This window comes from Ramlibacter sp. GCM10027632, assembly GCF_042675325.1.
In the GTDB taxonomy this organism is placed as follows: domain Bacteria; phylum Pseudomonadota; class Gammaproteobacteria; order Burkholderiales; family Burkholderiaceae_C; genus Ramlibacter.
This window is the reverse complement of the sequence record NZ_JBHTGW010000008.1, coordinates 108,907-134,838: the sequence shown is the minus strand read 5'-3', so window position 1 is coordinate 134,838 and position 25,932 is coordinate 108,907. Positions and strand designations below refer to the sequence as shown.

Here is a 25,932-nt window from a genome sequence, read left to right as displayed (position 1 = left end):
GACGAAGCTCCTCTTGCGGGAATGGCGGTTTCGTTCACAGCGTCTCAGGCCCCGGCGCGCCGGCGGCTCCACACCAGCATCACCGCCGCGGCCGATGCGGCCACCACCAGCGACAGGAAGCCGGCGCGGTAGGCGCCGAAGCCCGCCGACAGCGCGCCGAACACCGGCGGGCCGATCACCACGCCCAGGAAGGTGAAGGCCAGGGTGCCGCCGGTGGCCACGCCGGCCTGCCCGGGCGGCGCGCGCCGCGCCACCTCGGCGAGGTAGACCCCGTTCCAGCCGATGCCCGAGGCGCCGAACACCACCAGCACCGCGATCACCAGCCAGCGCGGCGTGTCCGGCGTGAAGGCGGCGGTGGCCAGCGCGCAGGCCACCATCAGCCCCGCCAGCGTCATCAGCATGGCGAAGGTGCCGAGCCAGCGGTCGGCCACGTAGCCCCAGGCGATGCGGCCGGCCACGCCCCCCATCTGCGCGAACGAGAGCACCAGGCCCGCCGCCACCAGGCCGTAGGCCAGGTCCTGGTTCAGGAAGGTGACCAGGTAGGTGCTCAGGGACATCTGCACCATCGAGAACAGGAAGGAGCAGGCCGCCATGGTGGCCAGCGCGCGGTGCGCCAGCACCATGCGCACCGGCGACAGCAGCGTGGTGAGCTGGAACGGCACGTGCTCGCGCGGGTCGTCGTCCAGCACCGGGCGCTGGCGCTCGCTGGCCCAGGCGCAGGCCACGCACACCGCCGCCACCACCACCAGGCTGGCCTGCCAGCCGGTGGCCAGCATCAGCGAGGGCACGATGGCGCCAGCCAGCACGCTGCCCATGGGGACGCCGGTCTGCTTGACCGAGAACACCAGCGACATGCGTTGCGCCGAGGTGGTTCGCGCGAGGATGTGCGAGCTGGCGGGCGTGATCGGGCCATAGCCCATGCCGATCAGGAAGGCGCCCAGCGCCATCGCCGGCAGCCAGGGCACCGCGCACAGCACCAGGCCGGCGGCGCAGGACAGCAGGCCCCACTGGCTCACGCGGATCGCGCCCCAGCGCCGCACGCCGATGCCCCCCAGCAGGCTGGAGAACATGGCGGCCAGGTAGGTGATGGACACGTAGGGCCCGACCAGCGCCGGCGAGACCCGCAGCGCGCGCGCGACCTGCGGCGCGATGACGGGCAGGGTGATGAGGGCCATGGAGACCATGGCCTGGATGGCGAGGGTGAGGAAAAGGGGCAGCCAGGGGCCGGGGGACGTTCGCGGGTTCAATCCAATCCTTGGGTCACGGTCAATCAGGCGAGCAGCCGGCGGCGGATCTCCGCCGGCTCCATCTCCTGCAGGGGCGGCTCGGCGCCGCCCGGGATGCCGACCTGCGTCGCATTCAGCACCATGGACACCATCACGTAAGTGCCGGACAGCACGGTGAGGTCGATCACCGCCTGTTCGCCCATGCGGTCGACGGCTTCATGCCACAGGCCTTCGGGCACGCGGTGGTTGAGGGTCAGCTCGGTGCAGTAATCGTAGACGAGGCTCTCGTCGGCCTGCATGCCAGTGGGGCGGCGGCACTGGCGCAGGTCGCGCATGACCTCGTCGGACAGGCCGGCGCGGCGGGCGATCGGCTCGTGGGCCCACCACTCGTACTGCGCGTTGGCGATGCGCGCCTGGATCAGGATGGCGAGCTCGTTGAGCCGCTTGTCCACCGAGGTGCGAAAGCGCAGGTAGTCGAGCAGGTCGAAGCAGCGCCGCGCCATGTCGGGGCTGCGAAGCAGCGCGTTGTAGGGGCCTCCGAGGGCGGCGCTGGAGACCTTGAGGATGTCGTCGGCCAGGGGCCGCACGGCGGGCGGCAGGTCCTCGTACGCGATCTGGGAAAGTCTCTCGGTCATGGCGCCTCCTGCACTGGCACCGGCACCTTACCAAGCGCGGCGGCGGCGGGCAGTCTCCCACACGACTGCGGCCCGCCCCGCCCCGGCCTCACTGGTTCAGGACGGTAATGCTCACGCGCCGGTTGCGCGGATCGGACGGGTTGGCCGGCACGAAGGGCGCCGTGTCGGCCACGCCCTCGATGCGCTGGAAGCGGCTGGAGGGCAGGCCCGAGGACTGCTGCATCAGCTGGCGCGTGGCGTCGGCCCGCTCGGTGGACAGCGTCCAGTTGTTCTTGCCGCTGTCCGCGGCGAAGCCCAGGCTGTCGGTGTGCCCGCGCACGGCCAGCTTGTTCGGCAGGTCCTTGATGGACTTGGCCACCTCGCCCAGGAGCTGGGCCGCCTTCGGGTCGAGCTGGTTGGTGCCCAGCTTGAACATGGAGTAGTCGGCCTTGTCGATGATGTCGATGCGCAGGCCGTCGGCCTCGCGCGAGATCGACACCTGGTCCTGCATCTGCTTGAGGGCCTTGTTCTGCGAGATCTTCTCCTTCAGCTCCTTCTCGAGCTTCTCGAAGTTCTCGCGGTCCTCCTTGGCCTTGGCGTCCTCGCCCGGCACGCCCTGGCCCTTGCCGTCGGTGCCGGACTCGCCCTCCTTGGTGCCGCCCTCGGAGTTGGGGGTCAGGCGCTCGAGCAGCGCGGTCTGCTTGGCGGTGAAGGGGAAGCCGTCGGGGTCGATGATGGACTTGCCGCCGAACAGGCCGTCCGAGCCCGCGAGCTCGCCGAACTTGATCTGGCTGTGGGAGGCCGGCCGGAAGTAGTCGGCCACGCTCTTGCGCTTGTCCTCGGGCGTCGCGCCCAGCAGCCACATCAGCAGGAAGAACGCCATCATGGCCGTCATCATGTCGGCCAGCGCGATCTTCCAGGCGCCGCCGTGCGCCCCGCCATGGCCATCCTCGAGGATGATCTTCTTGACGATGATGGGCGCGACCGGCGCCTCCGCCGGTGCCGCCGCCGCATCCGCGGCGCCGGCCGGCTTGTTCTCCTGGGCGGCTGCCTCTGCCATCACGCCCCTCGCAACGCGTCGAACACTTCGGAGAAGCTCGGCTGGTTGTCGTGGCTGATGCAGGCCCGCGCCGTCTCGATCATCACCGGCTGCGGGTAGCCGCGCAGGTTGGAGACGATCATCTGCATGATCACGTTGTAGATCTGGCCTTCCTCGTCGATGATCTGCGTGAGCCGGCCGGCCCACGGGTCGAACATGCCGTAGGACATGAACACGCCCAGCATGGTGCCCACCAGCGCGGCGCCGATCAGCGCGCCCAGCACCGGCGGAGGCTGGTCGATGGCGCCCATGGTCTTGATCACGCCCAGCACGCAGGCCACGATGCCCAGCGCCGGCATGCCGCCCGCGATGGCGGCCAGCGCGCCCGAGGCCTTGAGCGCGTCATGGTGGTGGACCTTGATCGCGGTCTTCATGATGTCCTCGACGGTGTCGGCCTCGAGGTTGCCCTGCGAGATCACCGCCAGGCGCAGCGGGTCGCAGATCATCTGCACGATGAAGTGGTCCTTCGCCAGCTTGGGGAACTCGCCGAAGATGGGGCTGGAGTCGGGGTTCTCCACATGCGCTTCCAGCGCCACCACGCCCTCCTTCTTCATCACCCCCAGCAGCTTGCCCACCAGCACCATCACGGCCAGGTAGTCGGCCTGCTTCCACTTGGAGCCCGAGATGCACTTGCCGATGCCGCCCATGGCGGACTTGAAGATCGGGAAGCTGTTGCCCATGAGCGAGGCGCCGATGGCGGCGCCCGCGATGATGATGATCTCGAAGGGCGCCGCCTTGATGATGGGCGCCATCTTGCCGCCGGCGGCGATGTAGCCGCCGAACACGGCGCCGAACACCACCGCGAGGCCGATGAAGAAGAACATGACTGACCTTCAGAACTAGAAAACGCACCAGAAGCCGACGCACCAGCCGAACAGCCACTGGATGAGAAAGTCGGCGAGATTCCCGAGCACCAGCACCGGAATCCCGAGATAAGCGAGACACAAAAGCAGCCCTGCGACGGTCATCCCGGCGCCCGGGTACTCCTGGCGATCGGGCTTGGCATGGCTGCCTTTCATTGCGGAACCCAACTCATCTCTCGCAGGTGAATCGGCCGGTGCAGCGATAACTTGACCCGCCGTGATTTCGTAGTCGCATATTATCGAGCGATGATGGTGACATGGAACTCCTGCCCTCGAGATAAGTGGGAGCTATTCCATAAGAAGTACAACGGCAGCCTGCAACAGGCCTGGGCGTACGGCGAAGCGCTTACCGCGCTGGGCGTACGCATCGATCGCGCCTGCGCCTGGGACGGCGAGCGCCTCCTGGGCGTGGCCCAGTTCATGACCCGGCGCATCGCCGGCTACCTCTCGCTGTCCTCCTGCACCCGCGGCCCGGTGTGGAGCGCGGACACCCCCGCGGCGCTGCGGGCCCAGGCCTGGCGCGAGATGCGCCGCGCCATTCCCACCCGCCCCCTGCGCGTCACCCTGGTCTCGCCCGACCTGCCGGCGGGCGAACAGGCCGACGCCGAGACCGCCGGCCTGTGGCGCGTGATGACGGGCTATTCCACCGTGCTGCTGGACCTGCGGCGGCCGCTGCCCGAACTGCGCGCGGACCTCGACGGCAAGTGGCGCAACCGCCTGGCCAAGGCCGAGGCCGATGCGGGCCTGGCGGTGCGCGTGGAGCCGAACCTGCCGGAGTGCCAGCGCCTGCTCGAGCGCGAGACGCAGCAGCGCGCGGAGAAGCGCTTCCATGGCCTGCCCACGAAGTTCGTGCCGGCCTACATCGAGGCCTGCGGCTCGCGCGAGCGGGCCTTCGCGGTGAGCTTCGCACAGGCCCGCAAGGAGACCCAGGCCGCGATGCTGTTCCTGGTCCACGGCAGCGTGGCCACCTACCACCTGGGCTGGGCCAGCGAGGCGGGCCGCAAGGCCAACGCGCACAACCTGCTGCTGTGGCGCGGCATCGAGCACCTGAAGAAGCAGGGCCTGGAGCGCCTGGACCTGGGCGGCATCAACACCCGCGCCCTGCCCGGGATCTCGCGCTTCAAGCTCGGCGCGGGCGGGCAGCCGTTGACGCTGGCGGGCACCTATTACTGACAATACCGTCCATGAACCTGCGCCGCCCCGTCCTCGCCGCCGCCCTCGCCGCCGCCCTCGCGGGCTGGCCGATGGCGAGCGCCGCCTCCTGGTTCAAGGTGGGCCAGACCGACCGGGTCACGCTGTACATGGACAAGAACTCCATGCAGCAGATCGGCGAGCACCAGTGGCGCGCCTGGGAGCTGCAGGACCTCAAGAGCCCCGACCCGGACGGCGTGCGCTCGCGCCGCTACCTGAACGAGTACGACTGCGAGCACAAGATGCACCGCATCGGCCGCATGGTCAGCTACTCGGGCCCGCTGCTCACGGGCGAGAAGCTGCACGAGGTGGAGGAGTTCGGCTACTGGCGCAACATCCCGCGCCGCGGGCTGTTCGCGCTGGCCTACGTGATCCACTGCGGGAAGTAGCGGGGACGGCTCGGACGCCGCACCCGCCCAGGCCGCCCAGGCCGCACGGACCGCGCTCGGGCCCGCGGGCTGTCCCGGCCTCAGGAGGCCGAGATCTTGCGGCCGTTCAGGGGCTGCACCGGGCGGGCGTTCATCTTGAACGGGAAGCTGTCCACCATCTCGCGCTGCACGCCGATCGGGTTCTTCATGATGAAGAAGCGCACGCCCTCGGTACACGGCGGGGTGGTCAGCGAACCCTCATAGCTGTAATGCGCCAGGCTTTCGGGCAGCAGGTTGGCCGGGTTGATCGAGACGCCGGAGACGACCTGCTCCGGGCCGGCCTCCTTGGGCATGTGCTTCCAGATCGACCACAGGGTGCGATTGAGCTGCGCCGACTCGCGCATCAGGACGCCCACCACCGCCAGCTTGCCGCTGGCGCTCTTGTGGACCAGGTGGACCACCATGGCCATGGGCTTGCCGTCGATCTTCTCCTCGCTGGGGCGGTGGAAGTGGAACTGCAGCAGGTCGTAGCTCTCGTCGCCCACCTTGAGCGTGCTGCCCGGGGGGACGTTGACCTGCACGGTGTGGCCGTTGTTCACGATCTTGAGCGCGCCGGCCTTGTACTCGGGCTTGATCGCCAGGCTGGCCTTCTCGAACGGGCCGGTGAGGTCCACCGGCGACTGCGACTTGCCGCTGCCGCAGGTGGCGAAATGCTTGCCCCAGTTCTCCGGGCCGAACTCGCCCTCGTAGCCCCAGTGCACCGGGCCGGCATGGGCGCCGCCGTGCGACTTCTTCTCCAGCGCCTCGAACTCCTCGCGCAGCTTGTGGAGTTCGCCCTCGTGCTCCTTGAGCTCCTTCTTGACCAGGACCACCTCCTTGCTCAGGTCGGCGGCTTTCTTGGTGTTGACGAAGCCCAGGGTGCCGAGCACCCCGAACAGGATGACGACGATGCCGATGGCGATCATTCGCAGGAACATGGTCCGACCTCAAGAAACTGGAAATTAGTCCGATTTATTTCGTGGCGGCCGGTACATCCGGCCCTCGGACACCCCGGGCATGGGGCGAATTATTGTTGGATAGAGCCAGTATGATCGGATCGAACCCACCAGGCTTGAGGGCAGCATGAGCAAATTGATGACGGGCGTGGCGATCGGCGCCGTGGCCACGGCCATTGCCGGGGCCGGGATCTGGGGCCTCTCGGCCATGTTCTCCAAGGGCGGCGAGGCCCCCGCGGTCACCGCCGAGAGCGGCACGCGCACCCGCGCAACCAGCGTCGGCAACCAGGCCACCGGCGTGGTCGACCTGATCTGCGAGCTGCACCTGGACGTGGAGGGCCAGATGGCCCTGGGCATCCAGGGCAACGAGCCCTCTCGCATCACCATCGCCCAGGTGGACCTGGACAAGAAGTCCGGCTGGTACCAGGGCAAGATCAGCATCACCGAGAGCCGCGCCGGCACGCTGTCCCAGCAGGGACGCAAGCTGGTGGTCTCGCGCCCGGCGATGTTCGAGCGCTTCGGCGTGATGATCACCCAGGAGCAGTTCACCGTGGACCGCGACACCGGTGACTTCGTCCAGGCCCTGACCCTGAACGACGGCCGCAGCATCAAGCTGATCAAGGGCACCTGCGCCAAGGTGACGAAGCCGCCGTTCTGAGGCGCACCGGCGGCACGGCCTTGGTCCTGTTCGACCTGCGCTGGCACCTGCGCGCCTGGCGCGCCCAGGCCCGCTGGGCCCGCACCCGCGCGGCGATCCGCGACTGGCTGCACACCGCGCCACCCGGCTACGACGAGCTGCTCCTGTTCGGCGCCAGCGCCGGCTGGATGATGCCGGACGACTTCCTCGGGCGCTTCCGGCGCATCGACGCGGTCGACTTCGAGTGGGCGGCCGCGCCCCTGTTCCGGTGGCGCCATGCCGGCGTGGTCCGCGAGCGGGGCATCTCCCTCACCTTTCACCGCACCGAGGCGATCGGCGCCCTGGACCGGCTGCTCGCCGCCCACCCGCGGGCCCTGGTGCTGTTCGACAACGTGCTGGGCCAGTACACCCTGACCTGCCGCGACATCGCGCTCGCCGAGGCGCGCCTCGGCGAGATCCAGCGCCGCCTGCGCGGGCGGGCCTGGGGCAGCGTGCATGACGCGCTCTCGGGCGAGGGCGCCCGCCTGGCGCTGGCCGACGAGCCCGCCCCGGTGCCGCTGGCGCCCGGCGCCCCCTGGCCCGACCAGCCCCTGCTGCGGCAGGTGGGCGCGCGCGGCGAGTGGCGCGACCACCTCACGCGCGGACTGCTGCCGCGGCAGGCCGGCTCGGTGATGGTCCCGTGGCAGCTGGCGCCGGGGTACTGGCACTGGCTGCAGGCGGGCTGGGTGCCGGCCTGAGCGACGCATGTCGCGGGGACGACAGTCGCGGCCCTGGGGCCATGCTGCACTCCCGGTCTCACGACAACGACAAGGAGACACCCCCATGGACCGCCGCGGACTCTTCACCACCAGTGCCACCCTGGCCGCCGGCGCGATCGCCGGCTGCGCCCTGCCGGTGCAGTCGCAATCGCGCGCGCGCACGCCGTTCGCCGTGCCCGAGACCCTGGTGCCCATCGCCGGCAGCGACATGATGTTCCCGGTGCGCCGCATCTACTGCATCGGCCGCAACTACGCCGCCCACGCCCGCGAGATGGGCTCGGACCCGACGCGCGAGCCGCCGTTCTTCTTCCAGAAGCCCACCGACGCCATCCAGTACGTGGCCCCCGGCACGGTGGCCGACCACCCCTACCCCACGCTGACCAAGAACTACCACTACGAGGTGGAACTGGTCGCCGCGCTGCACAAGGGCGGGCGCGACATCCCGGTGGCCAGCGCGCTGGACCATGTCTACGCCTACGCGCTGGGCCTGGACATGACCCGCCGCGACCTGCAGCGCGCCATGGGCGACGAGAAGAAGCCCTGGGAGATCGGCAAGAGCTTCGACCGCAGCGCCCCGATCGGCCCGCTGCACCTGGCCTCGCAGACCGGCCACTTCACCCGCGGCGGCATCTGGCTCAAGGTCAATGGCACGACCAAGCAGAACGCCAACCTGAACCAGATGATCTGGAACGTCGCCGAGCAGATCTCGCGGCTCTCGGCGGCCTTCGAGCTGCAGCCCGGGGACATCATCTACTCCGGCACCCCCGAGAACGTGGGCCCGGTGGTGCGCGGGGACGTGATCGCCTGCCACATCGACGGCCTGCCGGACCTGTCCGTGAAGATCACCTGAGGCGCCGCGGTCCCGCCGCCGGGTGGCGGCCGGTAAAATCGGCGGCCTTCGCCTGACCGGGCGGAGGCCCCTCAGCCTCTGGATCAACACCATGAACCGCTGGACCCGCCCGACCGCCATCCTCCTTTCCGCCCTGCTGGCCGCTGCCGGCGCCTTCGCGCAGTCCCTGGCGCGCGAAATCCCGGCCGACGCGCGCCCCGCGCGCCTGGTCGTCACCCTGGCGCCGCAGGTGCTGGTCAACGGCCAGCCCGCGCAGCTCTCGCCCGGCGCCCGCATCCGCGACACCCGCAACCTGCTGGTGCTCTCGGCCTCCCTCACCGGGCAGGACCTGCCGGTCGCCTTGCGGCGCGACACCCTGGGCCTGGTCCACGAGGTCTGGCTGCTCACCGAGGCCGAATACGCCCGCCTGCCGCGCCGCTGATTCGCGGCGCGCGCCTGCCGTTTTCCTTCCCGTTTTTTGTTTTCGCGAGAGAGGGCCGCCATGGCCAAGAAAGTTTTCATCAAGACCTTCGGCTGCCAGATGAACGAGTACGACTCGGACAAGATGGCCGACGTCATGAAGGCCGCCGAGGGCTACGAGCCCACGCAGGACCCCGAGGAGGCCGACCTGATCCTGTTCAACACCTGCTCGGTGCGCGAGAAGGCGCAGGAGAAGGTGTTCTCCGACCTGGGCCGGGTGAAGCACCTCAAGGACAAGGGCGTGCTGATCGGGGTGGGCGGCTGCGTCGCCAGCCAGGAGGGCGCGGCCATCATCGAGCGCGCGCCCTACGTGGACCTGGTGTTCGGCCCGCAGACTCTGCACCGCCTGCCCGAGATGCTGGCGCGCCGCGAGCGCGAGAAGGCCTCGCAGGTGGACATCAGCTTCCCCGAGATCGAGAAGTTCGACCACTTGCCGCCGGCGCGGGTGGACGGCCCCTCGGCCTTCGTCTCCATCATGGAAGGCTGCAGCAAGTACTGCAGCTACTGCGTGGTGCCCTACACCCGCGGCGAGGAGGTCTCGCGCCCATTCGAGGACGTGCTCGCCGAAGTCGCCGGTCTGGCGGACCAGGGCGTGCGCGAGGTGACGCTGCTGGGGCAGAACGTGAACGCCTACCGCGGGAAGATGGGCGACACCAGCGACATCGCCGACTTCGCCTTGCTCATTGAATACATCGCCGAGATCCCTGGCATCGAGCGGATCCGCTACACGACGAGCCACCCCAACGAGTTCACCCAGCGCCTGATCGACACCTATGCGAAGGTGCCCAAGCTGGTGAGCCACCTGCACCTGCCGGTGCAGCATGGCAGCGACCGCATCCTCATGGCGATGAAGCGGGGCTACACCGCCATGGAGTACAAGAGCACGATCCGCAAGCTGCGGGCGATCCGGCCGCAGATGTCCATGTCCAGCGACTTCATCGTGGGCTTCCCCGGCGAGACCGAGGACGACTTCCAGAAGATGATGAAGCTGATCGAGGACGTGGGCTACGACACCAGCTTCAGCTTCATCTTCAGCCCGCGCCCGGGCACCCCGGCCGCCAACCTGCAGGACGACACCCCGCAGCAGGTGAAGCTGAAGCGACTGCAGCACCTGCAGGCGGTGATCGAGGAGAACGTGCGCCGCATCAGCGCCAGCCGGGTCGGCACGGTGCAGCGGATCCTGGTCGAGCGCCCCGCGCGCAAGGACGCCAGTGAGCTGGCCGGGCGCACCGAGTGCAACCGGGTGGTGAACTTCAAGGGGCCGGCCCGGCTGATCGGGCAGATGGTGGACGTGACGATCACCGAGGCGCTGCCGCATTCGCTGAGGGGTGAAGCCGTGGTCAACGCCGATACCAGCGCCTGACCCCGGCACCGGGCTGGGTGCAGGGCCCAGGACTGTAGCCACAAGGATTTAATTTTTTCCTTGAATTGGCGGATGAGCCGACCTAAAAATGGGTCCTTAGTACTCATCCATGCAGGAGGTCGACGTCATGGCACGTTCACCCAGCCCCCCGAGGTACGCCAAGAAGGTCTACGCCACCTTGGATACGGTGTCCCATACCGAGTCCAGCCTGGATGGCAGCGGCGCCTTCGGCACCACGCCCGACGGCCGTCAGGTCGTCACGATCAACGTGCTTGCGAACGACCTGAACCTGCCCAAGGGCGGGATGCGCACGCTCTACGCCCTGGACGACGGCCTGGGCAACACCCAGTCCGACCTGCAGGCAGGCGATGTGACCTCGGTGGTGGACGGCCACACCGTCTCGGGCTGGGAGTCGACCGCGGGGATCAACAGGGTTCGCATCTACGACAACCAGGTCCAGCTGGACCTGGATCCCTGGCTGGCGGGCCGCACCCTCGACCAACTGACCAGCGCCGACCGCCTGAGCGACTCCTTCAGCTACGCGATCCAGATGGCGGACGGCACCCTGAGCTGGAACCGGGTGACGTTCACGCTGGCCGGCGAGGACGACCCCGCCTTCGTGGCCAACGCCGGGCAGTTCGGCATGTATGTCTCGCCCACGGACCCCACCTACACGCAGGGCGCGCCGCTCACCGTCACGGACCCGGACCTCGGCCAGGCGGCGTTCACCGGCTACTCGACGCAGACCCAGTTCGGGACCTTCACCGTCCACCTGAGCCCGGATTCGGCCACCTGGCGCTACGACCTCGCACCGCAGGCGGCCGTCCCCTTCGACTACGACCATGCCAGCTTCCGTGAAACGCTGACCGTCACCACCCAGGATGGCACCCAGGCCCTGGTGGAAGTCGTGCTGCAGGACCGCGCCGTGCGCACCAACGACTCCGTCTACAACGGGGGGGCGAACGACGACCTGATCCTCTGCGGGCCCGGCAACAACAACGTCGCGGGATTGGGCGGCAACGACACCCTGCGCGGCGGCGATGGCGACGACAGCCTCACGGGCATCGATGGCAACGACGCCCTGTATGGCGAAGCCGGTAACGATTTCCTCGAGGGCGGCGACGGCGATGACCTCCTGAGCACGGGGGGCGGCATCGATTTCGTGTACGGGAACGCGGGCAACGACACCTACGCGATCGACATCGCGGCGGGCTTTCTCGGCACGGACAAGGCCTTCATCAACGGGTTCGAGCCGGGCCTCGACAGGATCCGCCTCAGCACCGCGCCCGGCTCCGCCTTCGCACCGCTCGGCGGGCTGAACGAGGTGCTGGTGGGCAACTACATCTTCTACGACAGCAGCACGGGCTGGCTCTCGGTGGACCTCGACGGCTTCGACGGCCCCGAAAGTCCCGTGGCCTTCGCGCGACTGCAATCCGACGGGCTGGTCGGCGTGCCGGCCAGCCTGAGCGACCTCGACTTCCAGGTCGCCTGAGTCTCCCCCGCAGTCCCCCGTGATCCGATCCAGTCCCGGGCAGCACCGGGGCCGGCGGGTCGAACTTTCACCCACGTACCGGAGCGATCATGGCCACAACCACCTCGTACACCAATACCCCGCAGGCAACGACCGACACCTACGGATTCACAGAGTCGCAGCTCCTCGAGAGCGTTCTCTACGACCCCACCCGCGAGGTCATCACCCTTGACGTGATGGCCAACGACCTGGGCGGCAATGGCAAGACCCTGTACTCGGTCGACGGCGACATGGACGGCCTGACCGAGCTGCTGCAGCGAGACGCGGCAGGCGCCTGGGAAACGGCGCGGATCGCGTTGTGGACCCAGGGCGAGGATACGCCCGCCTACCACGACATCCTGGTCCGCACCTGCAACGGCAAGGTCGAGGTCGACCTGAGCGGAGCGATGGGCGCTGGCGGGCTCGCGGACCTCACCGCGGACCAGACGCTGCGCGGCTCCTTCGTCTATGCGATCCAGCTTGGCAACGGCACCCTCAGCTACGCCACCATCAACTTCATCGTGACCGGCGAGGGCCAGGCGCAGGACCAGCCAGCCGCGATCGGCGGCGCCATCGCGGGCGCGGTGACCGAGACCAACGCCGTCATGCACACCGGCGGCCTGCTCACCATCAGCGACCCGGAGGGCCAGGACACCTTCCAGGCCCAGGCTCACGTGGCCGGCTCCGGCGGTCATGGCTTCTTCACGCTCCAGGCCGATGGCGCCTGGACCTACACCACCTACGACTCCATGGACTGGATGACCGGCGGCCTGCAGCTCACGGACAGTTTCATCGCCAAGGCCGCCGACGACACCGAGCAACTCGTGACGGTCACAATCACGGGCACCGATGACAGGCCCGTGGTCACGGCGGCCGATCTCGAGGGCCATATCGTCGAGGGCGTGGGCATCAACCCGCAGGGCCAGCAGGTCGCTTCGGGCGCGTTCACCCTGACGGACCCGGACCTGATGCTGGACATCCAGATCGGCGAGATCATCGCCCCCGCCGGCGCACCCGGCACCCTTGCGGTGACCCGGGTCCTGACCCCCGACACGCTCAGCTTCCAGTGGACCTACACCGTCGACGCGTCAGCCGTCGAGGAGCTGGGGATGAACGACGGGCAGAGCCTGCCGCTGAACTTCGAGGTGCAGCTCCTGGGCAGCACCGACCCCCACCTCGGGAGCTTCGCGATCCAGGTCACCCTCGACGGCGCCAACGAAGGCGGCGGCGCAACCGTCAACGAGCCCCCGTTCCTAGCCACCGATATTGCGGACTTCGACCCGGCCACGGGTTTCAGCGGCGCGATCACCGAGGACGACACCGCCGCGTTGACCTGGTTCGCCATCCTGGGCGATCCGGACGGGGCCGACGAGAGCACGTTCCGGGTCACCGGCCTGGAAGACGGCCAGGTCGGCTCCTTCGCCTATGACCGTACCTCGAGTACCTGGACTTACACCCTGGACGCGCGCGCCCAGGCGCTGCCCTTGGGTCAATCGGTCGACGAGCACTACATGGCCGTATCGTATGACGGCTCCCTCAGCATTCCGATCAACGTCCACGTGGAGGGGCGCGACGATCCCGCGCAGGTGAGAGGCACCCTGACCGGTGAACTCAGCGAGGACGACCCGCCCGTGGAGGGCCAGATCACGATCACGGACATCGACGGGGACGGCTATCTGCTCGGTATCCGGAGCATGGATGCCGCCTATGGCGCCTTTGCACTGGAGACCGACGGCCACTGGACCTACACGCCGGACCCGGTGCTCACCCTGGCTCTTGGCAACACGACGGTATACGAGACCATGAATTTCGGCGCGTTCGGCGACCTGGGTTCCGGCGGCACCTACGGCACGGTCACAGTCACGCTCCACGGGATCGAGGACGCGGCCGCACCCCTCGTGGGTACCGAGGGCGACGACCTCCTGACCGGCACCGACTTCGGCGAAAACATCAATGCCCTCGGGGGCAACGATGTGGTCTTTGCCGGCCTGGGCAATGACACCGTGCACGGCGGCGACGGAGATGACGTGATCTGGGGCCAGGCGGGGGACGACGTTCTCTACGCCGACACGGGCAACGACGTCCTGGTCGGGGGCCTCGGCGACGATGCCCTGTTCCTGGGCGAAGCCAGCGTCGGCGTCCTGACGCGTCAAGGGGTGGACATCCTCCACGGAGTGACCTTGGGCACCCGTATCCAACTGGACGCGGCCTACTTCACCGAATTCGCCACCTCCGGGACGCTGACCGCCTCGCAGTTCTCGGACAACCCGTTCGCCCCCCTGGCACAGGGCATGGCCGGCATCGTCTACGACGGGGCCTCGGGCGCCGTCTACTACGACCCGGACGGCAGCAGCGGGTTCTTCGGCCCCCCGAACGCGCCGGCGGTGCTGGTCGCGACGGTGGCGAACCCGTTCACGGCCTGGGTCACCGCGGACACCTTCTTCGTGGCCTGAGGCTCAGAACGGCGGCTTGGGCATGCCGGGGGGCATCATCCCCTTCATCCCCCCGAGCCGCTTCATCATCTTCATCAGCCCGCCGCCCTTGAGCTTCTTCATCATCCCCTGCATCTGCTCGAACTCATTGAGCAGGCGGTTGACCTCCTGGACCTGAACCCCCGCACCCGCCGCGATGCGGCGCTTGCGGGTGGCCTTGATCAGGTCGGGCTTGCGCCGCTCCAGCGGCGTCATGCTGCAGATGATGCCTTCCTTGCGGCGGATGTCGCGCTCGGCCTTGTCCATGTCGACCTGACCGGCCTTGGCCTGCATCTGCGCGGGCAGCTTGTCCAGCATCTGCGACAGGCCGCCCATGTTCTTCATCTGGCGGATCTGGGAGAGGAAGTCGTTGAGGTCGAAGCCCTCGCCGCTCTTGACCTTCTCGGCCAGCTTCTTGGCGGCGTCCACGTCGACGCCCGCCTGCACCTGCTCCACCAGGGCCACGATGTCGCCCATGCCCAGGATGCGCCCGGCATGGCGCTCGGCGTCGAAGACCTCCAGGCCGTCGATCTTTTCGGAGACGCCCGCGAACTTGATCGGCGCGCCCGTGACCTGGCGCACGGACAACGCCGCGCCACCGCGGGAGTCGCCATCCATCTTGGTCAGGATGATGCCGGTCAGGGGCAGCGCCTCCTTGAAGGCCTTGGCGGTGTTCACCGCGTCCTGGCCCTGCATGGCGTCCACCACGAACAGGGTCTCCACCGGGTTCAGCGTGGCGTGCAGCTGCTTGATCTCGTTCATCAGCGCCTCGTCGATCGCGAGGCGGCCGGCGGTGTCCACCAGCAGCACGTCGAAATAGCCACGCTTGGCGTGGTCCAGCGCGGCGCGCGCGATGTCCAGCGGCTTCTGCTCCGGCGAGCTGGGGAACCACTCGGCGCCGGCCTGCGCCGTCACCGTCTTGAGCTGCTCGATGGCCGCGGGGCGGTAGACGTCGCCCGAGACCGTGAGCACCTTCTTCTTGCGCTTCTCGATCAGGTGCTTGGCCAGCTTGGCGGTGGTGGTGGTCTTGCCCGCGCCCTGCAGGCCGGCCATCAGGATCACCGCCGGGGGCTGGGCCGCGAGGTTGATGTCGCTCACGCCCTCGCCCATGGTGGCCACGAGCTCGCGGTTGACGATGCCCACCAGCGCCTGGCCGGGGTTCAGCGAGCCCACCACCTCCTGGCCCAGGGCCTTCTCCTTCACGCGGGCGATGAAGTCGCGCACCACGGGCAGGGCCACGTCGGCCTCGAGCAGGGCCATGCGCACCTCGCGCAGCATGTCCTGCACGTTGCTTTCGGTGATGCGGGCCTGGCCCCGCATTTCCTTGACCAGGCGGGAAAGTTTGTCGGTGAGTGCGGAGGCCATGGGGGTGGGAGGATGGGGTGTCGCGCAGGCCGGGAGGCCTGCAGCGAGGGACTACACTGAGGACCCATGATTTTACCCAGCGCCTCCCCCGCCGGCGTCGCCCTGTCCCTGGCCGCGGCGGCCGCCTACGCGCTGCCCGCGGCGGCGGCCTCGCGGCTGTCCGACTCCGCCGCGCGGCTGGCCCTGCTGGCGGCCTGGCTGCTGCACGCCGGCGTGATCGCCTGGTCCCTGCTCGGGGACGCGCCGCGCTTCGGCTTCGCGCCGGCGCTGTCGGTCACCGCCTGGCTGGTGCTCACGGTGTACGCGGTGGAGCGCCAGGTCTTCCCGCAGCTGCAGGCCCGCTGGGCCCTCGCCGGCCTGGGCTCGGCGGCCGTGGTGCTGGCCCTGGTGTTCCCCGGCACGCCACTGCACGTGGGCGCCTCGCCCTGGCTGCCGCTGCACTGGGCGCTGGGCATCGCGTCCTACGGCCTGTTCGCCGCCGCGGTCGTCCACGCCTGGCTGATGATGCGCGCCGAGCGCGCCATCCGCCACGCCGACGACGCCCACGCCGGCCTGCCCCTGCTCACGCTCGAGCGCCTGACCTTCCGCTTCGCCACCGGCGGCTTCGTGCTGCTGTCCGCCACGCTGCTGGCCGGCCTGGTGTTCGGCGAGGTCGGCGGCGGCACCCGCTGGCGCTGGGACCACAAGACCGTGTTCTCGGTGCTGGCCTGGTGCGCCTTCGCCGGCCTGCTGCTCGGGCGCGCGCGCTTCGGCTGGCGCGGCCGCAAGGCGGTGCGGGGGCTGTACGTGGGCTCGCTGCTGCTGCTGCTCGCCTACGTTGGCTCGCGCTTCGTGCTCGAGGTCGTCCTGGGCCGCGCCGCATGAAGTACCTCGTGCTGTTCGCCGTGCTGGCGGTGATCTACCTGGTGTGGAAGCACCAGCGCCAGACCGGCGCCCGTCCCGGCGCCGGCGCCGGCGCGCCGGGCCGCAACCAGGCGCCCCGCAGCGGCCAGCCCCAGGCCATGGTGCGCTGCGCCGCCTGCGCGGTGCACCTGCCGCAGGCCGACGCGGTGGCCGATGCCCAGGGCCGCCTCTTCTGCAGCCCGGAGCACCGCGAGGAGTACCGGGCGACCCCCACCGACACCCGCCGCTGACCCATGACAGGTCCCGTCTCCGTCGCGTCCTGGGCCCAGCCGCCCGCGTCGCCGGCGGAAGACTCCGCGCCGCTGCGCCTGTGGCGCTCCTTCGCCAGCGCCCGCGTGATCATCGGCGCCGGCCTGCTCGCGCTGCTGGCCGCGCTGCGGGTCGCCACGCCGGGGGCACCCGGTGACCGCGCACTGCTCCTGGCCTGCGTCGCCTACACCGCGGCGGCGGTGGCCGTGCGCCTGCTCACGCGCCCCCCGGGGCCCCGCCTCGACGTCACCTGGGTCGCCATCCTGGCCCTGGACCTGGGCGGCGCCTCCGCCCTGCAGCTGCTGCAGGCAGGCGGCCTGAACTTCACCCCGCTGCTGGCGGTGCCGGTGCTGATGGCCGCGGTCCTGGGCAGCAGGGCCATGGCCATCGGCACCGCCGGGGCGGCCAGCCTGCTGATGCTGGCCGAGGCCTGGCTGCGCGCGACGCAGGTGCCCGGCGACAGCGCGCTGCGGCTGCTGCAGGCGGCCGGCACGGGCGCGGGCTACCTGGCCCTGGCGCTGCTGGCGCACCACCTGGCCGCGCGGCTGGCCCGCGAGGAGGACCGCGCCCGCCGCAGCCAGGAGGCCGCGCGCACCCAGGCGCTGGTCAACGCGCTGGTGATCGAGACGCTGGCCGACGGCATCCTCGTCGTCGACGCCGACGGCCGCGTGCGCGCGGCCAACCCCACCGCCTGCCTGCTGCTCGGGGCGAACGCGGCGCACCCGCAGTTCCGCCTCGAGGGCGAGCCGGGCTGGCAGGCCCTGTGCGACCTGGCGGCGCAGACGCTGGCCACCCGCACCCCGCAGGTGCGCGAGGTCACGCTGGGCCGCGCCGGGCAGCAGCGGCGCGTCTCGGTACGCACCCGGGCAGCCGGCGATGGCGGGGACGGCAACCTGTGCGTCATGTTCCTGGAGGACCTGCGCGAGATGGAGGCACGCCTGCGCACCGAGAAGCTGGCGGCGATGGGCCGGATGTCGGCAGCCGTGGCGCACGAGATCCGCAACCCGCTGGCCGCGATCACCCAGGCCAACGCGCTGCTCGAGGAAGACCTGGGCGAGCCGGCCCACCGCAAGCTCAGCGCGCTGGTGGGGCAGAACGCACGGCGCCTGGAGCGCATCGTCGAGGAGATCCTCAATGTCTCGCGGGTGCAGCAGCAGGACACCGCGCCCTCACCGCCGCTGGCGCTGGACGCCAGCGTGGCGACCGTGTGCCAGGACTGGTCGCGCCAGGCCGGCCTGCCCGGCCGCCCCGCGATGGCGCTGCGCGCGCCGCTGGCGCGCGTGCCCTTCGAGCCGGAGCACCTGCGCCGCGTGCTGGTGAACCTCCTGGACAACGCCAGCCGCTACGCCAGCGACCGGGCCGACGCGATCCAGGTCACCACCCAGCCCGGCGCCGACCGCGCGGTGCTGGTGGTCTGGAGCGACGGCGCGCCGCTGGAGCCCGCGGTGCAGCGTCACCTGTTCGAGCCGTTCTTTTCGTCCGAGAGCCGCTCCAGCGGCCTGGGCCTGTACATCTGCCGCGAGCTGTGCGAGCGCCATGGCGCGCAGATCGGCTACCGGCGCGCGCCCTCGCCGCAGGACAACGGGCGCGAGGGCAACGCCTTCATCGTGAGTTTCCGCCCGCCGCCGGCGGATGTCGCCGGACCCTCGCCTGCCACAATACCCGTCTGATGCAGCAGCCTGCCTCCCACGCCGCGGCCCAGGTCCTCGTCGTCGACGACGAGCCGGACCTGCGCACGCTCTACGAGCTGACCCTGCTGCGTGAAGGCTACAGCGTCGACGCCGCCGCCACGCTGGAGGAGGCCCGCGCGATGCTCGCGGCCCGGCGCTTCGACGTGGTCATCTCCGACATGCGCCTGCCCGACGGCCTGGGCCTGTCGCTGCTGCAGGAGATCTCGCGCCAGCAGCGTCCCGAACGCTGCATCGTGATGACGGCCTACGGGTCGGCCGAGAACGCGGTCGAGGCCCTCAAGGCCGGCGCCTTCGACTACCTCACCAAGCCGGTGGACCTGCGCCAGTTCCGCGCCGTGGTGGCCTCGGCCGTCCACGAGGGCGACGCCGGCATGCGGGCCGGCGCTCCTCGGGCCAGCGCCGCCGCGCTGCCGCGCGGCGAATCCGCGCTCGAGCGCCTGGCCGGCGACTCCCCGGCGATGCGCTCGGTCAAGGACCGGGTGGCCAAGGTCGCCCGCAGCATGGCGCCGGTGCTGGTGCGCGGCGAGTCGGGCACCGGCAAGGAGCTGGTGGCGCGCGCCATCCACGCCTGCAGCCACCGCGCCGCCGGCCCCTTCGTGGCGGTGAACTGCGGCGCCATTCCCGAGTCGCTGCTGGAGGCCGAGTTCTTCGGCGCGCGCAAGGGCTCCTACACCGGCTCCACCCACGACCGGCCCGGCTTCTTCCAGGCCGCCCATGGCGGCACCCTGTTCCTCGACGAGATCGGCGACCTGCCCCTGGCGATGCAGTCGCGGCTGCTGCGCGCGATCCAGGAACGCCGGGTGCGCCCGATCGGCTCCACCCAGGAGGAGGCGGTCGATGCCCGCATCCTCAGCGCCACGCACAAGGACCTCGCCGCCGAGGTCCAGGCCGGTCGCTTCCGCCAGGACCTGTACTACCGCCTCAACGTCATCGAGATCCTGGTGCCGCCGCTGCGCGAGCGGCGCGAGGACCTGCCGGCCCTGTGCGCCGCGCTGCTCGCGCGCATCGCCCAGGACGCCGGCACGCCAGTGCCGCCGCTGACGCCCGGGCTGCTGGCGCAACTGCAGTCGCTGCCGCTCACGGGCAACGTGCGCGAGCTGGAGAACATGCTGCACCGGGCCGTGGCCCTGAGCGATGGACTGGACCTGTCGCTCGAAGCCGAGCCCGCGGTGAGCGCGCCGGCGCCCCTGCCCGCCGCGGCCGCCGCCGGTGCGCAGGCCGTCCCCGCCGCCGGCCTGCCCTCCGACCTGCAGGCCTGGCTTGACGAGCGCGAGCGCGAGATCCTGGTGCGGGCCCTGCGCGAGAGCGGCTTCAACCGCACCGCCGCGGCGCAACGCCTGGGCCTGAGCCTGCGCCAGATCCGCTACCGCATCGCGCGCCTGGGCATCGCCACGCCCGGCCCCGACGACGCGGCGGACGACCGCGCATGAGGGAAGCCCCCGCCGCGCCCCTGTTCCAGGGTGGCTGGTACCGCTTCGCGCGCCGGCTGGATTCGCCCAACTTCGGCGCGCGCCCCGCCGGCGCCTGCATCGACCTGCTGGTGATCCACTCCATCAGCCTGCCGCCCGGGCAGTACGGTGGCGACGAGGTGCAGCGCCTGTTCACGAACACCCTGGACTGGGACGCCCACCCCTACTTCCAGGGGATCCGCGGGCTGCAGGTCTCCGCGCATTTCTATATCCGACGCGACGGCGCGCTGTGGCAGTTCGTCAGCTGCGACGCGCGGGCCTGGCATGCCGGCGCCTCGCAGTGGCGCGGGCGCGGCAACTGCAACGACGACTCGATCGGCATCGAGCTCGAGGGCCTGGAGGGCGACCCCTTCGAGCCCGCGCAGTACGAGGCCCTCGCCAGCCTGGCCTCGGCCTTGCAGCAGCATTACCCGGTGCGCCACATCGCCGGGCACGAGCACATCGCGCCCGGCCGCAAGCGCGACCCGGGCCCCGGCTTCGACTGGGCGCGGCTGGCCCGCAGCCTGGGCGGGGCCGGCGACTCCCTGCCCTCCTGAACTCAGCGTGTTCCCGGGCCAGGGAATCCGATGACACACCCTAGGTTCTAGGCCGCCGCCGCGAGGTCGCGCGCGAAATTCTCGTCAATGGCAAGAACACTACATGTGGTGCCTTGCGATACACTCAGGCCCTAGATATAGTGCCTGCGTTGTTGACACGGAATCGCCGAATTCCGACCACAAAAGGTGAGCGGGCACTACCGCGCAACCCCCGGCGAATCCCAGCGCGTGCGCTTTGCGCCCATCCAAAACACACGAGAAGACACACCACACGAGGTCCCATGCAAACTGCCCTGAGCACCCCCTCCGCACAAGCCTTCACCGGCGCCGCTGCCTCGTCGGGCGCCGCGTCCCAAGCCGGCGCCGCCGGCCAGGGCCTGGCCAACTACCAGATCATCCGACGCAACGGCGCGGTCGTGCCCTTCGCGCCGGACAAGATCGCGATCGCGCTGATGAAGGCCTTCCTGGCGGTGCACGGCACCCAGGGCGCCGCCTCTGCCAGCGTGCGTGAGACCGTCGACGGCCTGACCCAGGCCGTGGTGCGCGCCCTGCTGCGCTCGCGCCCGGGCGGCGGCACCTTCCACATCGAGGACGTGCAGGACCAGGTCGAACTCGGCCTGATGCGCGGCGGCCACCACGAGATCGCCCGCGCCTACGTGCTGTATCGCGAGCGCCGCGCCCAGGAGCGCGCCGCCAAGCAGCCCGAGGCCGCCAAGCCGGCCGAGCCCCAGCTGCATGTCACCGACGGCGGCCAGCGCATCCCCCTGGATGTCGCCCAGCTCAAGGCCCTGATCGAGAGCGCCTGCGCCAACCTGGGCGCCGACGTGAAGGCCGAGCCCATCGTCGCCGAGACGCTGCGCAACCTGTACGACGGCGTGCCGATGGACGAGGTCTACAAGGCCTCCATCCTGGCCGCCCGCACCAAGATCGAGAAGGACCCGGACTACACCTACGCCACCGCGCGCCTGCTGCTGCACACGATCTTCAAGGAGGTCCTGGGCCGCGACGTCACCCCCGCCGAGGCCGCCGCCAGCTACGCCGACTACTTCCCCACCTTCATCAAGAAGGGCGTGGACAGCGAGCTGCTCAATCCCGAGCTGCTGCAGTACGACCTGGCCCGCCTGGGCGCCGCCCTGAAGGCCGAGCGTGACCAGCAGTTCGACTACCTGGGCCTGCAGACCCTGTACGACCGCTACTTCCTGCACGTGCGCAAGACCCGCATCGAGCTGCCGCAGGCCTTCTTCATGCGCGTCGCCATGGGCCTGGCCCTCAACGAAATCGACCGCGAAGCCCGCGCCATCGAGTTCTACGAAGTCCTCTCCAGCTTCGACTTCATGTCGTCCACGCCGACGCTGTTCAACAGCGGCACGCTGCGCTCGCAGCTGTCCTCCTGCTACCTGACCACGGTGCCGGACGACCTGGACGGCATCTACGAGTCCATCAAGGAAAACGCCCTGCTGTCCAAGTTCGCCGGCGGCCTGGGCAACGACTGGACCCGCGTGCGCGCCCTGGGCTCCCACATCAAGGGCACCAACGGCGAGTCGCAGGGCGTGGTCCCCTTCCTGAAGGTCGTCAACGACACCGCCGTGGCGGTGAACCAGGGCGGCAAGCGCAAGGGTGCGGTCTGCACTTACCTGGAGACCTGGCACCTGGACATCGAGGAATTCCTCGAGCTGCGCAAGAACACGGGTGACGACCGCCGCCGCACCCACGACATGAACACGGCCAACTGGATCCCCGACCTGTTCATGCGCCGCGTCATGGAAAAGGGCGAGTGGACCCTGTTCTCCCCCTCCACCTGCCCGGACCTGCACGACCTGTACGGCGCCGAGTTCGAGAAGGCCTACGTCGCCTACGAAGAGAAGGCCCGCCGCGGCGAGATCAAGCCGAGCAAGACCGTCCAGGCCGCCGACCTGTGGCGCAAGATGCTCACCATGCTGTTCGAGACCGGCCACCCCTGGATCACGTTCAAGGACGCCTGCAACGTGCGCTCGCCGCAGCAGCACGTGGGCGTGGTGCACTCGTCCAACCTGTGCACCGAGATCACCCTGAACACCAGCGACACCGAGACCGCCGTCTGCAACCTGGGCTCGATCAACCTGCGCCAGCACCTCAAGGACGGCGCCATCGACCACGACAAGCTCAAGCGCACGGTCTCCGTGGCCATGCGCATGCTCGATAACGTGATCGACATCAACTACTACGCCGTCAAGAAGGCGCGTGACTCCAACCTGCGCCACCGCCCGGTGGGCATGGGCATCATGGCCTTCCAGGACGCGCTGTACGAGCTGCGTATCCCCTACGCCTCGCAGGAGGCGGTGGACTTCGCCGACAAGTCGATGGAAGCCGTCTGCTACTACGCCTACTGGGCCTCCACCGAGCTGGCCAAGGAGCGTGGCCGCTACTCCAGCTACCGCGGCTCGCTGTGGGACAAGGGCATCCTGCCGCCCGACACCGTCGACCTGCTGGCGCAGGCCCGCGGCGGCTACGTGGAAGTGGACCGCTCCAGCACCCTGGACTGGGACGCGCTGCGCAAGAAGATCGCGGCCGACGGCATGCGCAACTCCAACTGCGTGGCCATCGCGCCGACGGCGACCATCTCCAACATCATCGGCGTCGACGCCTCGATCGAGCCGTGCTTCGGCAACCTGTCGGTCAAGTCCAACCTGTCCGGCGAGTTCACCGTCATCAACCACTACCTGGTGCGTGACCTCAAGCGCCTGGGCCTGTGGGACGACGTGATGGTCATGGACCTGAAGCACTTCGACGGCTCGCTGCGCCCGATCGACCGCGTGCCGCAGGAGATCAAGGCCCTGTATGCCACCGCCTTCGAGGTGGAGCCGCAGTGGCTGGTGGAAGCCGCCGCCCGCCGCCAGAAGTGGATCGACCAGGCCCAATCCCTGAACATCTACATGGCCGGCGTCTCGGGCAAGAAGCTCGACGACACCTACAAGCTGGCATGGACCCGCGGCCTGAAGACCACCTACTACCTGCGCACCATCAGCGCCACGCACACCGAGAAGTCCACCGTGACCTCGGGCCGCCTGAACGCCGTGTCCTCGGGCGCGCCGTCGCAGGGCCAGGGCATGAGCGCCCTCGAGGCCGCCGCCGCCGCGGCCCGCGCGCAGATGGATGCCGTCCCCGCCACCGACGTGAAGTTCTGTGGCGTCGACGATCCCACGTGCGAAGCCTGCCAGTGACGCAGTGATGGAACGCGAAGGCGCGCTGTCGGTCTTCTCCGACAGTGCGTCGACGCAAACGAGCAACAGAATCGGGCAGTGATGTGAATGAACACTTTGCATTCCACATCGCTGCTCTCATAATGAGAGCATTGGAAAATCTATGTTGACCTGGGACGAAGACGTCAAGCCCGCATCGCAGGCTCCCCAAGGCACCGGCTTCACCGGCAGCCAGGGTCCCGCTTCCTTCGGTGAAGCCCAGTTGTCCCCCGTGGCGGCCACCGTCACCGCCGCCTCCGCACCCCTCGCCGCGTCGTCCGCGCAAGCCGCCAGCACGCGCCGCGTCGTCGCCGCCGACAAGCGAATCATCAACGGCCAGACCGACGTCAACCAGCTGGTGCCGTTCAAGTACAAGTGGGCCTGGGAGAAGTACCTGGCCACCTGCGCCAACCACTGGATGCCGCAAGAGGTCAACATGACCCGCGACATCGCCACGTGGAAGGACCCGAACGGCCTGACCGAGGACGAGCGCCGCATCATCAAGCGCAACCTCGGCTTCTTCGTCACCGCCGACTCGCTGGCCGCCAACAACATCGTGCTGGGCACCTACCGCCACATCACGGCGCCCGAGTGCCGCCAGTTCCTGCTGCGCCAGGCCTTCGAGGAAGCGATCCACACCCACGCCTACCAGTACATCGTGGAGTCGCTGGGCCTGGACGAGTCCGAGATCTTCAACGCCTACCACGAGGTCCAGTCCATCCGCGACAAGGACCAGTTCCTGATCCCGTTCATCGACGCGATCATGGACCCCGACTTCCGCACCGGCACCCCCGAGGCCGACCAGACCCTCCTCAAGAGCCTGATCGTCTTCGCCTGCCTGATGGAGGGCCTGTTCTTCTACGTCGGCTTCACCCAGATCCTGGCGCTGGGCCGCCAGAACAAGATGACGGGCGCCGCCGAGCAGTACCAGTACATCCTGCGCGACGAGTCGATGCACTGCAACTTCGGCATCGACCTGATCAACCAGCTGAAGCTCGAGAACCCCCACCTGTGGACCGCCGAGTTCAAGGCCGAGATCAAGGCCCTGTTCCTCAAGGCCGTGGAACTCGAGTACCGCTATGCCGAGGACACCATGCCGCGTGGCGTGCTGGGCCTCAATGCCTCCATGTTCAAGGGCTACCTGCGCTACATCGCGAACCGCCGCGCCACGCAGATCGGCCTGGAAGCGCTTTTCCCCAACGAGGAAAACCCCTTCCCCTGGATGAGCGAAATGATTGACCTGAAGAAAGAGCGCAATTTCTTCGAAACCCGCGTGATCGAGTACCAGTCGGGTGGCGCGCTTTCCTGGGATTGACGACGGCAACTGCGGGAGTTGGATAGCGACCACAGCCGTGCTTTGAGACGAGATTCGCCCGCGGGCGCCGACCTGGCCGGAGAGCCGGGCGGCACGCGGGCTACGGTGTTCATGCAGTTGGGCCCGGGCCCAGCCGCATGAATCGCTCCCGGCGCCATCGGGCGATGTGGAGTGCTTCTTTCGTTGATGTTGATCAACTTGAACAGGAGATAGTGATGGCAACTGCTAAGAAACCGGCCGCCAAGAAGGCCGTTGCGAAGAAGGCTCCGGCCGCCAAGAAGGTCGCCGCCGCCAAGAAGCCGGCCGCGAAGAAGGTCGCTGCGGCCAAGAAGCCCGCCGCGAAGAAGGTCGCCGCCAAGAAGCCGGTGGCCGCCAAGAAGGTTGCAGCCAAGAAGGCCGCTCCGGCCAAGAAGGTCGCCGCCGCCAAGAAGCCCGCCGCCAAAAAGGCTGCCGCTCCGGCGAAGAAGGCCGCTGCCGCCAAGAAGCCCGCTGCCAAGAAGGCCGCCGCTCCGGCGAAGAAGGCCGCTGCCGCCAAGAAGCCCGCTGCCAAGAAGGCCGCACCGGCGAAGAAGGCTGCTGCGAAGAAGGCTGTCGCCAAGAAGCCCGCCGCGAAGAAGCCCGCTGCCAAGAAGGCTGCGAAGAAGCCCGCTGCGAAAAAGGCCAAGCCTGCCGCCGCCGCCGCTGCTGCTGCCGCTGCGCCCGCTGCCCAGACCACGCTGAACCCGCAGGCCGCCTGGCCTTTCCCGACGGCCAGCAAGCCCTGAGCAGCCCTCGGCTGACCC

General features: G+C 69.4%; 24 protein-coding genes. 17 read left to right on the top strand and 7 right to left on the bottom strand.

All coding sequences use genetic code 11. The features are described 5' to 3' along the window. Positions 1 to 44: 44 nt before the first annotated feature. The 5 genes from ACFQZY_RS13460 to ACFQZY_RS13440 all read right to left on the bottom strand — a co-directional run bounded on the left by ACFQZY_RS13460 (position 45) and on the right by ACFQZY_RS13440 (position 3,970). On the bottom strand, positions 45 to 1,247 hold the full coding sequence (locus ACFQZY_RS13460; protein ID WP_377416578.1) for an MFS transporter: 1,203 nt from the start codon (positions 1,245 to 1,247) through the stop codon (positions 45 to 47). Positions 1,248 to 1,270: 23 nt separating this feature from the next. After that, entirely contained in the window at positions 1,271 to 1,861 is a 591-nt protein-coding gene (locus ACFQZY_RS13455; RefSeq protein WP_377416576.1) for a carboxymuconolactone decarboxylase family protein, read from the bottom strand. An 88-nt stretch (positions 1,862 to 1,949) separates the two neighbouring features. Further along, positions 1,950 to 2,900, bottom strand: a complete 951-nt coding sequence (locus tag ACFQZY_RS13450) for a flagellar motor protein MotB (protein WP_377416574.1) — start codon at positions 2,898 to 2,900, stop codon at positions 1,950 to 1,952. Beyond that, positions 2,900 to 3,763 carry a flagellar motor stator protein MotA gene (gene motA, locus ACFQZY_RS13445; RefSeq protein ID WP_377416572.1) on the bottom strand — a complete coding sequence of 288 codons (864 nt, stop codon included), beginning with the start codon at positions 3,761 to 3,763 and terminating at the stop codon, positions 2,900 to 2,902. Before motA ends, ACFQZY_RS13450 begins: the two co-directional genes overlap by 1 nt. Before the next feature lie 15 nt (positions 3,764 to 3,778). After that, a complete protein-coding gene (locus ACFQZY_RS13440; protein ID WP_377416570.1) occupies positions 3,779 to 3,970 on the bottom strand; it encodes a hypothetical protein in 192 nt (63 codons plus the stop codon). An 81-nt stretch (positions 3,971 to 4,051) separates the two neighbouring features. Between ACFQZY_RS13440 and ACFQZY_RS13435 the strand changes: the two genes are divergently transcribed. Both ACFQZY_RS13435 and ACFQZY_RS13430 read left to right on the top strand, forming a co-directional pair. Then, entirely contained in the window at positions 4,052 to 4,975 is a 924-nt protein-coding gene (locus ACFQZY_RS13435) for a lipid II:glycine glycyltransferase FemX (RefSeq protein ID WP_377416784.1), read from the top strand. Positions 4,976 to 4,986: 11 nt separating this feature from the next. Then, positions 4,987 to 5,382, top strand: coding sequence for a surface-adhesin E family protein (locus tag ACFQZY_RS13430; RefSeq protein ID WP_377416568.1), 396 nt, complete (start codon positions 4,987 to 4,989; stop codon positions 5,380 to 5,382). 80 nt (positions 5,383 to 5,462) lie between these two features. Here ACFQZY_RS13430 and ACFQZY_RS13425 read toward each other — a convergent pair whose 3' ends face one another. Then, the gene (locus tag ACFQZY_RS13425) at positions 5,463 to 6,338 is read right to left on the bottom strand and encodes a carbonic anhydrase (protein ID WP_377416566.1); all 876 of its coding nucleotides are present in this window, start codon (positions 6,336 to 6,338) and stop codon (positions 5,463 to 5,465) included. Positions 6,339 to 6,483: 145 nt separating this feature from the next. On the opposite strand from ACFQZY_RS13425, the gene ACFQZY_RS13420 reads away from it, so the two are divergent. The 7 genes from ACFQZY_RS13420 to ACFQZY_RS13390 all read left to right on the top strand — a co-directional run bounded on the left by ACFQZY_RS13420 (position 6,484) and on the right by ACFQZY_RS13390 (position 14,386). Continuing rightward, positions 6,484 to 7,014 (top strand): hypothetical protein, encoded by a 531-nt coding sequence (locus ACFQZY_RS13420; protein WP_377416564.1) that lies wholly within the window; start codon positions 6,484 to 6,486, stop codon positions 7,012 to 7,014. A 20-nt stretch (positions 7,015 to 7,034) separates the two neighbouring features. Beyond that, a complete protein-coding gene (locus tag ACFQZY_RS13415) occupies positions 7,035 to 7,730 on the top strand; it encodes a hypothetical protein (protein ID WP_377416562.1) in 696 nt (231 codons plus the stop codon). Positions 7,731 to 7,815: 85 nt separating this feature from the next. Beyond that, positions 7,816 to 8,601 (top strand): fumarylacetoacetate hydrolase family protein, encoded by a 786-nt coding sequence (locus ACFQZY_RS13410; RefSeq protein WP_377416560.1) that lies wholly within the window; start codon positions 7,816 to 7,818, stop codon positions 8,599 to 8,601. Between the two features lie 91 nt (positions 8,602 to 8,692). Continuing rightward, positions 8,693 to 9,022: a hypothetical protein gene (locus ACFQZY_RS13405; protein WP_377416558.1), complete on the top strand. Its 330-nt coding sequence runs from the start codon at positions 8,693 to 8,695 to the stop codon at positions 9,020 to 9,022. A 60-nt stretch (positions 9,023 to 9,082) separates the two neighbouring features. Next, a complete protein-coding gene (gene miaB, locus ACFQZY_RS13400; protein WP_377416556.1) occupies positions 9,083 to 10,423 on the top strand; it encodes a tRNA (N6-isopentenyl adenosine(37)-C2)-methylthiotransferase MiaB in 1,341 nt (446 codons plus the stop codon). 127 nt (positions 10,424 to 10,550) lie between these two features. Further along, entirely contained in the window at positions 10,551 to 11,915 is a 1,365-nt protein-coding gene (locus tag ACFQZY_RS13395) for a calcium-binding protein (RefSeq protein WP_377416554.1), read from the top strand. A gap of 89 nt (positions 11,916 to 12,004) precedes the next feature. After that, positions 12,005 to 14,386 carry a VCBS domain-containing protein gene (locus tag ACFQZY_RS13390; RefSeq protein ID WP_377416552.1) on the top strand — a complete coding sequence of 794 codons (2,382 nt, stop codon included), beginning with the start codon at positions 12,005 to 12,007 and terminating at the stop codon, positions 14,384 to 14,386. Positions 14,387 to 14,389: 3 nt separating this feature from the next. Here ACFQZY_RS13390 and ffh read toward each other — a convergent pair whose 3' ends face one another. Next, positions 14,390 to 15,769: a signal recognition particle protein gene (gene ffh, locus ACFQZY_RS13385; RefSeq protein WP_377416550.1), complete on the bottom strand. Its 1,380-nt coding sequence runs from the start codon at positions 15,767 to 15,769 to the stop codon at positions 14,390 to 14,392. Positions 15,770 to 15,835: 66 nt separating this feature from the next. Here ffh and ACFQZY_RS13380 point away from each other — a divergent pair, with 66 nt between their 5' ends. From ACFQZY_RS13380 to ACFQZY_RS13345, 8 genes are all read left to right on the top strand, one after another. Next, positions 15,836 to 16,633 (top strand): inner membrane protein YpjD, encoded by a 798-nt coding sequence (locus tag ACFQZY_RS13380; RefSeq protein WP_377416548.1) that lies wholly within the window; start codon positions 15,836 to 15,838, stop codon positions 16,631 to 16,633. Beyond that, entirely contained in the window at positions 16,630 to 16,902 is a 273-nt protein-coding gene (locus tag ACFQZY_RS13375) for a PP0621 family protein (protein WP_377416546.1), read from the top strand. The genes ACFQZY_RS13380 and ACFQZY_RS13375 overlap by 4 nt, the downstream gene beginning before the upstream one ends. Positions 16,903 to 16,905: 3 nt before the next feature. After that, positions 16,906 to 18,591 (top strand): sensor histidine kinase, encoded by a 1,686-nt coding sequence (locus ACFQZY_RS13370; RefSeq protein ID WP_377416544.1) that lies wholly within the window; start codon positions 16,906 to 16,908, stop codon positions 18,589 to 18,591. Continuing rightward, a complete protein-coding gene (locus ACFQZY_RS13365) occupies positions 18,591 to 20,042 on the top strand; it encodes a sigma-54-dependent transcriptional regulator (RefSeq protein ID WP_377416542.1) in 1,452 nt (483 codons plus the stop codon). The genes ACFQZY_RS13370 and ACFQZY_RS13365 overlap by 1 nt, the downstream gene beginning before the upstream one ends. Next, complete coding sequence (gene ampD / locus ACFQZY_RS13360) at positions 20,039 to 20,617, top strand: 1,6-anhydro-N-acetylmuramyl-L-alanine amidase AmpD (RefSeq protein WP_377416540.1); 579 nt, start codon at positions 20,039 to 20,041, stop codon at positions 20,615 to 20,617. Before ACFQZY_RS13365 ends, ampD begins: the two co-directional genes overlap by 4 nt. A gap of 281 nt (positions 20,618 to 20,898) precedes the next feature. Continuing rightward, positions 20,899 to 23,817 (top strand): ribonucleoside-diphosphate reductase subunit alpha, encoded by a 2,919-nt coding sequence (locus ACFQZY_RS13355; protein ID WP_377416538.1) that lies wholly within the window; start codon positions 20,899 to 20,901, stop codon positions 23,815 to 23,817. Between the two features lie 142 nt (positions 23,818 to 23,959). Next, a complete protein-coding gene (locus tag ACFQZY_RS13350; RefSeq protein WP_377416536.1) occupies positions 23,960 to 25,150 on the top strand; it encodes a ribonucleotide-diphosphate reductase subunit beta in 1,191 nt (396 codons plus the stop codon). A gap of 215 nt (positions 25,151 to 25,365) precedes the next feature. Next, the gene (locus ACFQZY_RS13345) at positions 25,366 to 25,914 is read left to right on the top strand and encodes a histone H1-like repetitive region-containing protein (RefSeq protein WP_377416782.1); all 549 of its coding nucleotides are present in this window, start codon (positions 25,366 to 25,368) and stop codon (positions 25,912 to 25,914) included. The last annotated feature ends 18 nt before the right edge of the window (positions 25,915 to 25,932 follow it).

Coding starts and splice junctions, on each gene's coding strand:
- ACFQZY_RS13410 (WP_377416560.1), top strand. CDS start 7,816: ATGGACCGCCGCGGACTCTTCACCACCAGTGCCACCCTGGCCGCCGGC.
- ACFQZY_RS13430 (WP_377416568.1), top strand. CDS start 4,987: ATGAACCTGCGCCGCCCCGTCCTCGCCGCCGCCCTCGCCGCCGCCCTC.
- motA (WP_377416572.1), bottom strand. CDS start 3,763: ATGTTCTTCTTCATCGGCCTCGCGGTGGTGTTCGGCGCCGTGTTCGGC.
- ACFQZY_RS13350 (WP_377416536.1), top strand. CDS start 23,960: ATGTTGACCTGGGACGAAGACGTCAAGCCCGCATCGCAGGCTCCCCAA.
- ACFQZY_RS13375 (WP_377416546.1), top strand. CDS start 16,630: ATGAAGTACCTCGTGCTGTTCGCCGTGCTGGCGGTGATCTACCTGGTG.
- ACFQZY_RS13405 (WP_377416558.1), top strand. CDS start 8,693: ATGAACCGCTGGACCCGCCCGACCGCCATCCTCCTTTCCGCCCTGCTG.
- ACFQZY_RS13455 (WP_377416576.1), bottom strand. CDS start 1,861: ATGACCGAGAGACTTTCCCAGATCGCGTACGAGGACCTGCCGCCCGCC.
- ACFQZY_RS13395 (WP_377416554.1), top strand. CDS start 10,551: ATGGCACGTTCACCCAGCCCCCCGAGGTACGCCAAGAAGGTCTACGCC.
- ACFQZY_RS13370 (WP_377416544.1), top strand. CDS start 16,906: ATGACAGGTCCCGTCTCCGTCGCGTCCTGGGCCCAGCCGCCCGCGTCG.
- ACFQZY_RS13450 (WP_377416574.1), bottom strand. CDS start 2,900: ATGGCAGAGGCAGCCGCCCAGGAGAACAAGCCGGCCGGCGCCGCGGAT.
- ACFQZY_RS13420 (WP_377416564.1), top strand. CDS start 6,484: ATGAGCAAATTGATGACGGGCGTGGCGATCGGCGCCGTGGCCACGGCC.
- ACFQZY_RS13355 (WP_377416538.1), top strand. CDS start 20,899: ATGCAAACTGCCCTGAGCACCCCCTCCGCACAAGCCTTCACCGGCGCC.
- ampD (WP_377416540.1), top strand. CDS start 20,039: ATGAGGGAAGCCCCCGCCGCGCCCCTGTTCCAGGGTGGCTGGTACCGC.
- ACFQZY_RS13365 (WP_377416542.1), top strand. CDS start 18,591: ATGCAGCAGCCTGCCTCCCACGCCGCGGCCCAGGTCCTCGTCGTCGAC.
- ACFQZY_RS13380 (WP_377416548.1), top strand. CDS start 15,836: ATGATTTTACCCAGCGCCTCCCCCGCCGGCGTCGCCCTGTCCCTGGCC.
- miaB (WP_377416556.1), top strand. CDS start 9,083: ATGGCCAAGAAAGTTTTCATCAAGACCTTCGGCTGCCAGATGAACGAG.
- ACFQZY_RS13425 (WP_377416566.1), bottom strand. CDS start 6,338: ATGTTCCTGCGAATGATCGCCATCGGCATCGTCGTCATCCTGTTCGGG.
- ffh (WP_377416550.1), bottom strand. CDS start 15,769: ATGGCCTCCGCACTCACCGACAAACTTTCCCGCCTGGTCAAGGAAATG.
- ACFQZY_RS13345 (WP_377416782.1), top strand. CDS start 25,366: ATGGCAACTGCTAAGAAACCGGCCGCCAAGAAGGCCGTTGCGAAGAAG.
- ACFQZY_RS13390 (WP_377416552.1), top strand. CDS start 12,005: ATGGCCACAACCACCTCGTACACCAATACCCCGCAGGCAACGACCGAC.
- ACFQZY_RS13435 (WP_377416784.1), top strand. CDS start 4,052: ATGGTGACATGGAACTCCTGCCCTCGAGATAAGTGGGAGCTATTCCAT.